Origin of the sequence: Streptomyces marokkonensis, from assembly GCF_008312835.1 — a bacterium.
In the GTDB taxonomy this organism is placed as follows: domain Bacteria; phylum Actinomycetota; class Actinomycetes; order Streptomycetales; family Streptomycetaceae; genus Streptomyces; species Streptomyces marokkonensis_A.
In genome coordinates this window covers 338,893-350,582 of record NZ_VSKS01000007.1, presented here as the reverse complement: position 1 = coordinate 350,582, position 11,690 = coordinate 338,893, and the positions used below count along the sequence as shown (strand labels likewise).

Below are 11,690 nucleotides of genomic sequence, written 5' to 3'. Positions count from 1 at the left end.
CAGGACGTCGTGGGTGGTGATGCGGGAGGGCTGCTGGTCGGTGCCGTGGACGGCGTTGACCGCGCGCATCCGCTGGATGGCGTGCAGCGCCCGCATCTGCGTGAACATGTCGCTGGCCAAGGCGACTTCGACGTCGATGCTCAGCCCCGGGCGGATACCGACGGACAGTGCCTCGTCGACGGCGGGGACCGCGGTCTCCAGGCCGATCTGCGCGTCGGACGTGGGGGCGAGCGCCACGGTGGTGCCGGTCTCCCCCATCGCCTTCCACGCCTCGGAGGTCAGCCCCGTGGCATGGATGAGGGTGACGTCGGGACTGAGAATGCCGTCCTTGGCCCACCGCAGGACCGCCTCGGAGGAAGAGGTACCGAAGACCGCGTCCACGCTCACGCCGATGCCCAACTCTGCGCTCACGAGAGCCAGTTCGGGTCCGTAGGCGAGTGCCGGTCCGGCGATCTCGTCGGTGGCGAGGGTCGCCAGGCGCAGCGTGAGCAGCTGGTCGTCGCTGCTGAAGTACTGGTCCTTGATACGGGTCAGGTCGCCGGGCCACTGGCGATCCCACTCGCCGAAGTGCGGGCCCATGGAGGCGTGTACGCCCCGGATGCCGGTGTCTACGAGGGCCTCGATCGCGGCGTCCGAGTGCTCGCGGGTGCGGGAGTTGTGGGAGAAGTCGAGCATGGTCGTGATGCCGCTGTCGATCGCGGTCAGGGCGGCCAGCCTGGTGCCGATGTACATGTCCTCGGGCCGGTAGACCGTGGCGTAGCCGGCCAGCGTGGCCATGACGTAGCCACCGAGGTCGTCGACGTCGGGCATGATCCGGCGCAGCTGGGCCTCCCAGGCGTGCCGGTGGGTGTCCACGAAGCCGGGAGTGAGGATCGTGCCGGTGGCGTCGACGACCACTGCGCCATCTGTGCCGAGGTCGCGGCCGACGGCGGTGACGGTGTCGCCCTCGACGAGCAGGTCGCCGCGGTCGATGACGCCGAGGTCCGGGTCCATCGTGACGATGGTCGCGCCGGTGAACAGGATGCGGCGCTGCGGGTCGGCGGACTGGCGCTGGAGCTGGTCGAGTACGGCGGCGCTGGTGGTGTCATTGACGTTCATGGGAGGTTCTCCTCGCAGAGGTGCGGTGGGCGTTCTGCTCACCGGCTTGTGGACACCAGCGTCGACCGGTCTCGCCGGGGCAACCAGGCCGCCGTTTCCCCAGGTGCGCCACACCCACTGTCACCCTCGCTCCGGGCGGCGGTGACCCCGGGCGGGGGTACTCGGACGGTGCTGTTGCAGGCCTCCCTGATGCAATGCGCTACCGCGTCGATGCGGTCCTGACGGCGGGCTGGCAGCGCGACCTTCGCACCGAGCGGCTGATCCGCGCCGGAGGGCATGCGTCCGGACGGCAGATCCCCGAGGAGGCTTACGGTGATCACCGCTGGTCTCCTGAGGCGTGCGGGTTGCCGAGGCCGCAGTTTCAGAGAATGTGCGGGTCGGTGATCCACTCAGCTTCGGGCTGCTCCTGCTTGCCCTGGTGGTTGTCGGACCGTGAGCGGAGTTCGGCGAATGCGGCCGCAGTGGGACTGGCGGGTTCAGCCTGATAGACGACCAGCTGCTGATGAGGGGCTTCATTGACGGTGAAGGCGGAGAACTGGATCTGCAGGTCGCCTACCTGGGCATGTTTGAGGTTCTTCGTCTGCCTGGTCTTACCCTTCACATGGTGCCGCGCCCACATCTTGGTGAATTCCGGGCTTTTCACGGAAAGAGTTCTTACGACTTCGATGATCCGTGGAGAAGTCGGGTCGTGTCCGTAGGCGGCGCGGATTTCGGCAACGCATGACCGGGCGGCCTTGTCCCAGTCCTGGTAGAAGTCGCGGCCCGCCGAGTCGACGAAGATCATGCGAGCCAGGTTGTCGAACCGCTGAAAGCCGCTGTGCAGTGCGGCCGCAAGGGCATTGTGCGCCAGGATGTCCAGCGCCGGGCCCACCACGAAGGCAGGGGTGTCGGGCCAGCTGTCGAGCAGTTGCAGCAGCTGTGTGTTGACCTTGTCGTGGCCTGGCGGAAGGGTGCGGTGTTCCTGGGGTGCTTTGGTGAGTCTGCGCAGGTGGTCGGCGGCTTCGTCATCAAGGTGGAGGGCGTCCGCGATGGCGTGGATGACCTGGGGTGAGGGGCTGGACTCGCGCCCCTGCTCCAAGCGCATGTAGTAGTCGGAGCTCACACCAGCGAGCATCGCGACCTCCTCACGGCGCAGCCCGGGCACCCGCCTGCGGCCGTGCTCGGGCAGGCCCACGTCGTGCGGCTTGAGGGCTTCGCGCCGTGCTCTGAGGAACTCTCCCAAGGGAGTGCTGTCACTCATGTCCTCAGGCTAGCCTTCCTGTTTCGGCTGCGGCGGGCCATGAACCGGGGGGTCAGGCCGTGGTGTCCGGTTCGTTCGGTGCGGCGGTGCGGGCCTGCTCTTCGAGAAGTCCGGTCGACCATGTCGCCAGCAGCCGCAGGGCGGTTTCGGAGGAGGAGCCGGGCTCGGTGCTGTAGATGAACAGGGTCTGGTTGCTGTCGCCGGGGAGGGCGAGAGCCTGGTAGGTGACCGTGAGTTCCCCGACGGCGGGGTGGTGGTAGCTCTTGGTCCCCTCGGTTCGCTCGTGAACCCTGCGCTCAGCCCAGCACGCGCGGAAGTGCTCGCTGCGCGCCGCGAGTTCGCCGACCAGTTCGCCCAGCTGCGGGTCCTCGGGGTGGCGTCCGGCGTCCATACGCAGCATGGCGGCGGTGTCTGCGGCGACGCTCTCCCAATCCGCGTACAGCTCGCGGGCGGCCGTATCGAGGAAGACGAACCGGTTCTGGTTGCGCTCGTTCGCGGGCATGGCGTCGAAGTCGGCGATCAGTGCACGAGCGAGTGGGTTGGAAGCCACCACGTCGGTGCGCCGCCCCAGGACGAATGCGGGACAGTAGGCGGCGTCCAGGGTGCCCAGGAGCTGGTGGACGGCTGGGGTGACCTGCTCGGCCGGGGAGGGCACGGACCGTCGGCGCTGGACGGGGCGCCGGTTCGCGAGATCGAACAAGTGCGCGCGCTCGGTGTCGTCGAGACGCAACGCTGTCGCCAGAGACTGAAGGATCTCCGGCGAGGCGGTACGGCTACGCCCCTGTTCCAGGCGCGTGTAGTAGTCGACGCTGACGCCTGCCAGCTGGGCGAGCTCCTCACGGCGCAGGCCCGGGACGCGACGCCGAGCGGTCGTGGGCATTCCCGCGTCTGCGGGATCGCGCCGGCCCCGGCACGAACGGAGAAACTCTCCCAGCTCCACGATCTGGTTCATACCGCTATTCTCCGCGACGCCCGCGAGCGCGGGAAGGCGCAAGGGTAGCCGTAATACACCCAGGAAACGATGGACCGGCCTCGCGGCGGTTGAGCGGACGCTGCTTCCTTTCCTCGACGGCACGCGGACGCAGCGGAGCAAGGACGACACGGAGCCGTTCGACGACTCATATCTACAGAACCGACGCGGTTTCGATATGCCTCACTCTTTGAGGCGGATGGGCGAGCTGTGCGGAGCTTACGGACACGGCGGCCGCCGTACCGCGGCAGGTCGGTGGTGCGGGCGTCCTGCGCAGCTTTGCCTCCGGGTGGCGTTCTCAGTCCGGGCCAGCGAACAGGGCACGCTGTGGAGTCGGCAGCGCGGTCAGGGAGCCGAGCAGTGCCAGCGCGTCGGCGGAGGTACTGCCGGCCTCGGCTTGATAGACGATGACTTGCTGGCCGGGGGCGCTGTTGACGGTGAAGGCTTCGTAGTGCAGCTCCAGGTCGCCGACCTCGGGGTGGTGGAAGAGCTTGGCCTCGCGGGTCTTGCCCCGCACATCGTGGCGGGCCCACAGTGCACGGAAGTCGGCGCTCTTCATTGACAGTTCGCCGACGATCTCGATGAGCCGCGGGTCGTCGGGATCGATGCCCGCTGCCCGCCGCAGGGCGGCCACACATGATGCGGCGGCACGGTCCCAGTCGCGGTGGAAGGCGTGCGCGGCCGGGTCCAGGAACGTCATGCGCAACAGGTTGTCGCAGGACCGGAAGCCGGCGAACAAGGCGGCTGCGAGCTGGTTGCCGGCCAGGATGTCCATGGAGTTGCCCAGGACGAAGGCGGGCGTATCGCTGCAGGTGTCCAGGAGCTGCCGCAGGTGCGGGCCGACCCGTTCGATGCGGGGCGCGCGACGTGTGCGGCGCGTAGTGGGGGTGGCCACGCGGTACAGGTGTGCCACGGCGTCCTCTTCAAGGCGCAGGGCCCTGGCCACGGCCTCTAGCACCTGGCGCGAGGGATGCCGTTCGCGGCCCTGTTCCAGGCGCATGTAGTAGTCGGTGCTCACACCGGCCAGGGTGGCGACTTCTTCGCGGCGCAGACCGGGCACCCTGCGGCGGCCGGATGTGGGAAGTCCGGCGTCCTCGGGACGCAGTTGAGCGCGTCGTGCGCGCAGAAAGCCTCCCAGCGCATTCTCGGCCAGGGGGTGCTTGTCTGTGTCCATGTCGTCGAGGTTAGAGCGACTCGGCGGCCTGTGGCGGGCCGAAAGGGGGGTGCGCTTCTCCCAGGAACTTCCGGCCCCTTGCGGAGCCGTAGCTTGATAGCCGCGCGTGGCGCGGGCGGCAGGCGGTATGCCCCGGATGCCGTGCACGCGGAAGATGAAGCCGGTGCGGCTTCGTGCTGTCGACCGCGGAATGCCTTCCTGCCCTCTTGGCCTGCGCAGGCTCATCTCAGCGCTACGCCCGGCATGTTCCTGCAGTTGCTCCGCCGTAGCCTGGGAAGATTTCTCCAAGGAAACTCCTGGCCTTCCTGCCTCTCGCGATGCCTCGCACCATCGGATGCGTCGGAGGAAAACCCCCGATGGACATGCGAACGAGAAGAGAGAGACCTGTTCATGGCTACTTGGTTCGTCACCGGAGCTTCCCGAGGTATCGGTGCGGAGATTGCCCGCGCTGCCCTGGCGGATGGCAACAATGTCGTGGTCGGCGTGCGAACCCCGGAGCGGGTTCCGGCAGATCTGAAGAATTCCGACAAGGTGTTCACGGTCGCGCTGGACGTGACCGACAACGACAGTATTCCGCAGGCCGTCGAGGCGGCCGTGGACCGGTTCGGCGGCATCGACGTCCTGGTCAACAACGCCGGCCGCGGCCTGCTGGGCGCCCTGGAGGAGATCACCGACGCGGAGGCCCGCTCGCTGTTCGACCTCAACGTCTTCGGCCTGATCAACGTCACCCGCGCCGTGCTGCCCGTCATGCGCAAGCAGGGCTCCGGCAAGCTCGTACACATCGGCTCCCGCTCGGGCTTCGAGGGCGAGCCGGGTGTCAGCCTGTACTGCGCGTCGAAGTTCGCCGTCGCCGGCATCAGCGAAGCCCTCTCCGCCGAGATGGCTCCGTTCGGGATCCAGTCGGTGGTCGTCGAGCCGGGCGTCTTCCGCACCGACTTCCTCGACGCCAGCTCGCTGTCGGTGGCCGCCAACCGCATCGCCGACTACGACGGCACCCCCGCGCACGTGACGCTGGACTGGATCGACCAGGCCAACCACGCGCAGCTCGGCGACCCCGTCAAGGGTGCCGCCCTCATCGTCGAGGTCGCCTCCACCGAGAAGCTGCCCACGCACCTCTACCTCGGGCGCGACACCCTCGAGCGGCTCGACGTCAAGTACCAGCGGGTGCAGGACGACCTCGCCCCGTGGCGCGAGAAGTCCGCCGCCACCGCACACGACGATGCCGCCTGAGTTCACTGATCGCCGGGGTGTGGCCCCGGCTCATGTGCGCGGGCCTCACGACTGCCCGGCCGGGTCAGCTCCCCTCGCGGCCCGGCCGGGCGCCCCGGCCCGTCACACATCCGCCTGCGCGGACTCCACAGCCCTGCCACTTACCGGCGAAGAGGCCTCGACCTCGCCGGCCGACCGAGTGCGCTCCCCGTGAACGGCAGTGAACCGCCCCATCCGAAGGCCGCCCGAGCGCGGCAGGTAGGTGTCCGACTCCCAGGACTGCCTCACCCTGGGTGGACTGCGGCCTGGCGGCCTCACCCCGGAGAACGGACGGTTGAGGCATGACGACGAACAACACTTCCCCCGACCCTCACCCGTACGTCGGGATGTGGGTGACCGCAGACGGCTTCATCCGGCAGGAACTGTTGCCGGACCACCGCTACGACGAGGCCCGCGGCAACCGCCGAAGCGCGTACACCGGCAGCTACACCGTCACCGGAAACCACATCGACTACGTCGACGACACCGGCTTCACAGCCACCGGCGACGTCCGCGACGGCGTTCTCCACCACGAGCATCTGGTGCTCTACCGTGAGGGCGACGAGCACGCCCGGCGGGGAGTCTGACCTTGGCCAAGGTCCACGTGCAGGTGATCACCCCTGCCACCCCGGCCCAGGTGCGGGACGGCATCAGCGACTTCTACGCCATCCACACCTAGCAGGTCCATGACCACGTCGTTACTCGGCCGCCGCCGCACGGCGATCTCTGAGCCGGACGCCCCGCCGACGGTCGCGGCAGCCGGCGATGTCCGCGCCGGCTGCCGCGACACCGAGACCGATCCCAGTGGGCCGGAAGCCGCGAGTGCGCCGACCGTCAGACCGGTACCCGCCATTTCCAGGGCGCCGCCGAGAGACAACGGCCCCGAGGGATCGGTGTTGCGACGACTGGCTGACTCTCGCTCCCTGACCTGGACCAAGGTCGCGGCAGCCGGGCGGTTCAGGCGGCGCTGCCGCCTTCCGCAGACGAGGGCTCCCGCTCCCCCACCCCGCCCCCGGCAGTGGCCGACCCCTTGATCAATGGCTCGATTTCGTCTAGCGACTGTCAGTAGCGCGAGCAAAGGATACTCATGTCCGGGCCTCAACCACGGCCCTGGACGTTCGAGTCCGTGCACCCCACCATCCAAGGGAGAAGCATGCGTACCGAGATCGTTCTGTCCCACGAAGCCCCCGAGCTCGACCTCGACCTGGATCTGCGCATCTCCGATCTCCCGGAGCAGGCCGAGTCGTTCGGCCAGGGCACCTACACCTCGCCGAGCAGCTACGCGATCGGCACGCGCTGCCCCATCTGTTGCTGACGGACTGAGGCCCCCTCGGGGCTCTTCCGAGCGGGGCGGTCCTGGGTCCGCCCCGCTCTTCCGTACGACGGCGAGGAGCACACACGTGGCGGCGGAGTCCGAAGCCCACCAGGCATCTGCAGCATTCGAGGTACGGGAGCCCGTGCTCGTCCGCATGGCGAGCCGGCCGCGCGGCGCCGCTCTGGCCGGGGTCGACGCCGCCGATCCGGTTTCCGGGGCGCGGCAGCTCGCCTCCGATCCCCTGCTCGACCAGGCGGTCCGGGTGGCCAGCGGCTCGCTGGCCCACAGTCTGGCCGGTCTGACCAGTGACGAAGGCGCGACCGCGCTGGGCCGCAAGCGGATCCTGAGCGCCGCGCGAACCCTGACGCGGTACGCCCGCCGCGCCGGGGCGCGCCCGACGCCGTTCGGCCTGTTCGCGGGTGTCGGTACCGCCCGGTTCGGTTCCGCGGCCAAAGCGGAGCCAGGCACCGGTGAGGTCGCGGTCCGGCTCGACGGGGCGTGGCTGCGCCGCCGGGTACTGGCCTGGCTCGCCGAGCCCTCCGTCCGCCGGCGGGTGGACGTCGTACTCAATGACCTGTGCTTCCTGCGGGACGGGCGGCTGTATCTGCGCACCGGTGGACAGCAGCAGTCGGTACGCGACAACGCGCTGGTCAGCGCCGTGCGCGAGCGGGCGCGGACCCTGGTGCCGTATGCCGATCTGCTCGTCTCGCTGACTGAGCGCTTTCCTGCGCTGGACGCCGAACGGCTCGACCGTCACCTGGCAGGGCTCCTGCAGCACGGCTTCCTGCTCACCTCGATCACCCCGCACCGCATCGACGTCGCGCTGCTCGACGGCATCGAGGCGGTCCTGGACGCGGCGCTTCCCGACGACGCGCAGGCGCTGCGGGACATCCGGGCGGCCTGTGCACGGCATCAGGAGGACCCCCCGGGGCTGGGCGGCGACTCCTGGCAGCAGCTCCTGGACGAGGTTCGCCACCTCGACGTCCCCGGCACGGACAACGACACGCACACCCGGCCGCCTCTGCATGTGGATCTGCACATACCCGGCGAGTTCGTCATACCGGAGGCAGTCGGCCGTGAGGTGTGCCGGTATGCGGCCGCAATCTGGGCAATCACACCGGAGTGGACGACGCTGGCATACATGCGGGACTACCGCGAGCGCTTCATCGAGCATTACGGCACCGCCTGCGCCGTGCCGTTGGGCGAGCTGGTCGACCCGCACCGCGGACTCGGCCTGCCCCCCGAGTACGGCGCAGAGCCCGCGTACGCACGCAGTGGCCCGGGCGACGAGGCGGACGGCCCCAGGCGCGCGATGATCGGCGAGCTGCTTCAAGAGGCCGTCCTGTCCGGCGGCGACCTGGTGCTGACCGACGACGTCGTACAGCGTCTCGCCGAAGTCGCCCGGCACGATCCCGCGGCCGCGCCGCCGCGCAGCCTCGAACTCTGCTTCCAGGTCCTCTCCGAGAGCACCGCCGCACTGGACCGCGGCGACTTCCGACTGCTCGGCAGCCCGCACATCGGCGCCTGGACGGCCGGCGCCACCGCGGGCCGGTTCGCGGCGGCGGCGGGCCTCACCGGCGAACTCGCCCGGCTGGCCGCCGACACCGCCGTCACCCCCGACGACGCGGTGATCGCGGCGCAGGTCGAGTTGATGCCCCGCGAGCCGCGCGGCCTCAACATCGTCCAGGTGCCCCGGCTGCTGCCCCACCGCATCCCCGTCGGTGTACCCGACGACCGGGACGACCCCTGCTGTCTGGACTGGCGCTCGCTGCTCGTCGCCGCCGGCTCCGACGGACTGCGGCTGCTGCACCCGGTCAGTGGCCGTCCGGTCCGTCCGGTTCTGCCGCACATGCTGGCCCTGGACACACAGGCTCCGCCGGTGGCCCGGTTCCTCGTGGATATCGCGACGGCGCGCCCCCGGGTGTGGTCGGGCTGGGACTGGGCCGGACATGATGCCCTGCCGTATCTGCCGCGCATCCGGTACGGGCGGGTGGTGGCGATGCCCAAGCGATGGCTGCCGGGCCGTCGGCTGCGCGACGCGGCCCGGGCACAGGGCGCCGAGGCGTGGGAGCTGGGCCTCGACGCCTGGCGCCGGCGCCTTGCCGTACCGGACCGGCTGCAGATCGCGCGCAACGACCAGATGTACCCCGTCGACTTGCGCGACCGCTGGGACCGGGACCTGTTGCGCGCCGAACTGACCGCCCCGCATCCCCAGTTCGTCCTCTACGAGGACCTGACGGCCGACGGCGCGGGGCTCGGCTGGAACGGCGGGCACAGCACGGAGATCGTGGTGCCCCTCGCAGGGACACGGTGGCCCGCCGGGCGTACGGCGCCGGAAAGTGCCGAGCGGGCGCAAACCGCCCCGCCGGTCCGGCCTGCCCCCACCCGGATCCATCTGCCGGGCGAGGACTGGCTGTTCGCCAAGTGGTACGCGGAGCCGTCGGCCCACGAAGCCTTGCTCGCCGAGCATCTTCCCGCTGTGCTCGCCGAGATCGAGGACGAGGTCGACCGCTGGTTCTTCCTGCGTTACCAGGACCCCGAGCCGCATCTGCGCCTGCGATTCCACGGCGATCCCGGGGTACTGAACGGCCGAGTGCTGCCCGCGATCAGCCGTGTGTCACGGGCCCTCGTCGAGAGCGGGGCCCTGCGGACGATGACCCTCGACACGTACCGGCCCGAGAGCGACCGGTACGGGGGCGAGGCCCTGCAGGAGGCCGCCGAGCGCTTTTTCCGCACGGACAGCCTGTCGGCGCTCGTGCAGTTGCGCGCTCTGCGGGGCGTTGCGCGGGCGCTCCCCGCCGACGTGCTCGCCGGGCTCGGGCACGCGATGCTCCTGGAGTCCCTCGGGGACTGGGACTGGTGCGGCTGGGTCGACCGGATGTTCACAAAGACCGCGGAGCACGAGGTCTACCAGCAGCACCGCGCCGTCGCCGACCGGCTGATCAGGCCGGGGAGCGCGGTGCCGTCGGCTGCGGAAGCACTCGGGGCGCCGTCGCTCAGCGCGCTGTGGTCCGAGTCGCCCGAGCCGCGCGCGTACGGACGGCTGATCCTGTCCGCTCCGGAGGCCGACCGCGACGAGGCCCTGCTGTCGCTGCTGCACATGCGGCACAACCGTCAGTTCGGCATCGACCGGTCGGCCGAGGCTCGCGGGTACGCGGTTCTGCGGGGCGCGGTGCGGACTCATGTCGGGCGGCGGCGACATGAGAGCAGGAGCGGACGATGAGCGGCACCACCGAGGGCTGGACACGGGAGCACGCTATGAACAGGACCACCGGCGGCGGGACGCGGAAGCGCCCGGCCGGCCATTCGGCTCAGGACCTCCGGGAGCGTGCTGCCGCCGTCTCCGCCGACATCCTGAACCGGCTCGCCGACCCCGCCGCCACGATGGCGGCCACGCGCATCCCTGCCCAAGCCGCGGACGACGGGGTCGCCGAGCCGATCTGGGCCGAGCTCACCCTCGGCAGCGGCAGCCCCGGGCTCGCGCTCGCGTTCGCGGGAGCCGCCCGGGACTCGGCGCGGCAGGTGCCTCGCGCCCATGCGTATCTCACAGCAGGAACCCGCGCCGTCTCGGCCCGGCCCGGCGACGCGGGCGGAATCTTCAAGGGGCCCGGGGCCCTGGCGTTCGCCGTGCTGCTCGCTCACCGCACCACCGGCGGCTACGTCTCCGCGCTCCAGCGTTTCGACGCCTACCAGCGCGATCTCGTACGGACTGTCCTGCCTCCGGTCGAAGACCGGCCACTGCCGACCATCGGGCGCTACGAGGTGGTCCGTGGTCTGGCCGGAGTCGGCCGTTACCTGCTGGCACGGGCGGAGAGCTGTGAGGAGCCGCTGACGGCGGTGCTCGAGTACCTCGTGCGGCTGTCGCTCGGCACCGTGGAGCACCAGGGCGCGGGAGTGCCGCGCTGGTGGGCCCTGGACGCGCCCCGGGTCGGCTCCGAGCCGGCGTTCCCCGGCGGCCACCTCAACCTGGGCCTGTCGCACGGCGTCGCCGGGCCGCTCGCCCTGATGGCCCTGGCGTGGGAGCAAGGCGTGCGGGTGCCGGGGCAGCAGGAGGCCATGGAAACGACGGCCGACCTGTTGCGGACCTGGGCGGTGGCGGACCGGTACGGCCTGTTCTGGCCCGGCTACCTCTCCTTCGCCCAGTGGCAACGGGGGCCTGCCGCCTACGACGGAAGCGCTAAGTGGCCGGCCTGGTGCTACGGGTCTCCCGGGGTTTCCCGCGCCCTGCAACTGGCCGGACGGGCTCTCGGCCGGACGGATTTCTCGGACCTCGCCCGCGCCTCGGTGGACCGGCTGCTCGTCCTTCCCCGGTCGGCCTGGGGCATCGACGACCATGCGCTGTGCCACGGTTGGGCCGGGGCCCTGCACCAGCTCAGCCGGCTCAACGAAGAGTGGCAGGACTTCCGGCTGGCGGAGCTGCGGGACGACATCGCCACCGAACTCGTCTCCGCCTTCAACCCGGCACTGCCTTTCGGACTGCGGTTCACGATGACGAAGGTGCCGTTCGGCTCGGATGTCTCCGGCTACCTCGACGGCGCGGCCGGCGTCGCGCTCGCCCTGGACTCGTACGCGGTGGAGGGCACACCGGCCGACTGGGACATGCCGCTGCTGCTGGCTTAGCTCGCCCGGCGGGAAATGTGCTGCG

Annotated in this window: 9 protein-coding genes; 5 read left to right on the top strand and 4 right to left on the bottom strand. The window is 70.3% G+C overall.

All coding sequences use genetic code 11. From position 1 onward, the window contains the following. The 4 genes from F1615_RS15570 to F1615_RS15555 all read right to left on the bottom strand — a co-directional run. Window positions 1–1,098 (bottom strand): amidohydrolase family protein (locus F1615_RS15570; RefSeq protein ID WP_149549552.1); only part of this gene is annotated, 1,098 nt, incomplete at its 3' end. 361 nt (window positions 1,099–1,459) lie between these two features. Next, entirely contained in the window at window positions 1,460–2,338 is an 879-nt protein-coding gene (locus tag F1615_RS15565; protein ID WP_149549551.1) for a helix-turn-helix transcriptional regulator, read from the bottom strand. A gap of 52 nt (window positions 2,339–2,390) precedes the next feature. Then, entirely contained in the window at window positions 2,391–3,218 is an 828-nt protein-coding gene (locus F1615_RS15560) for a helix-turn-helix transcriptional regulator (protein WP_244328750.1), read from the bottom strand. A gap of 388 nt (window positions 3,219–3,606) precedes the next feature. After that, window positions 3,607–4,482: a helix-turn-helix transcriptional regulator gene (locus F1615_RS15555; RefSeq protein ID WP_149549549.1), complete on the bottom strand. Its 876-nt coding sequence runs from the start codon at window positions 4,480–4,482 to the stop codon at window positions 3,607–3,609. Window positions 4,483–4,872: 390 nt separating this feature from the next. Here F1615_RS15555 and F1615_RS15550 point away from each other — a divergent pair, with 390 nt between their 5' ends. The 5 genes from F1615_RS15550 (at window position 4,873) to F1615_RS15530 (ending at window position 11,665) form a co-directional block, all read left to right on the top strand. After that, window positions 4,873–5,712, top strand: coding sequence for an SDR family NAD(P)-dependent oxidoreductase (locus F1615_RS15550; RefSeq protein ID WP_149549548.1), 840 nt, complete (start codon window positions 4,873–4,875; stop codon window positions 5,710–5,712). A 320-nt stretch (window positions 5,713–6,032) separates the two neighbouring features. Next, window positions 6,033–6,317 (top strand): Atu4866 domain-containing protein, encoded by a 285-nt coding sequence (locus tag F1615_RS15545; protein ID WP_149549547.1) that lies wholly within the window; start codon window positions 6,033–6,035, stop codon window positions 6,315–6,317. Window positions 6,318–6,883: 566 nt separating this feature from the next. Beyond that, window positions 6,884–7,045, top strand: coding sequence for an SCO0268 family class II lanthipeptide (gene lanA, locus F1615_RS15540; RefSeq protein WP_149549546.1), 162 nt, complete (start codon window positions 6,884–6,886; stop codon window positions 7,043–7,045). 85 nt (window positions 7,046–7,130) lie between these two features. Beyond that, window positions 7,131–10,268, top strand: a complete 3,138-nt coding sequence (locus F1615_RS15535) for a lantibiotic dehydratase (protein WP_149549545.1) — start codon at window positions 7,131–7,133, stop codon at window positions 10,266–10,268. After that, window positions 10,265–11,665, top strand: coding sequence for a lanthionine synthetase C family protein (locus F1615_RS15530; protein WP_149549544.1), 1,401 nt, complete (start codon window positions 10,265–10,267; stop codon window positions 11,663–11,665). Before F1615_RS15535 ends, F1615_RS15530 begins: the two co-directional genes overlap by 4 nt. Window positions 11,666–11,690: the final 25 nt, after the last annotated feature.

Excerpts from the sequence above, each read along its gene's own strand:
- F1615_RS15565 (WP_149549551.1), bottom strand. The coding sequence starts at position 2,338 with ATGAGTGACAGCACTCCCTTGGGAGAGTTCCTCAGAGCACGGCGCGAA.
- F1615_RS15560 (WP_244328750.1), bottom strand. The coding sequence starts at position 3,218 with ATGCCCACGACCGCTCGGCGTCGCGTCCCGGGCCTGCGCCGTGAGGAG.
- F1615_RS15555 (WP_149549549.1), bottom strand. The coding sequence starts at position 4,482 with ATGGACACAGACAAGCACCCCCTGGCCGAGAATGCGCTGGGAGGCTTT.
- F1615_RS15550 (WP_149549548.1), top strand. The coding sequence starts at position 4,873 with ATGGCTACTTGGTTCGTCACCGGAGCTTCCCGAGGTATCGGTGCGGAG.
- F1615_RS15545 (WP_149549547.1), top strand. The coding sequence starts at position 6,033 with ATGACGACGAACAACACTTCCCCCGACCCTCACCCGTACGTCGGGATG.
- lanA (WP_149549546.1), top strand. The coding sequence starts at position 6,884 with ATGCGTACCGAGATCGTTCTGTCCCACGAAGCCCCCGAGCTCGACCTC.
- F1615_RS15530 (WP_149549544.1), top strand. The coding sequence starts at position 10,265 with ATGAGCGGCACCACCGAGGGCTGGACACGGGAGCACGCTATGAACAGG.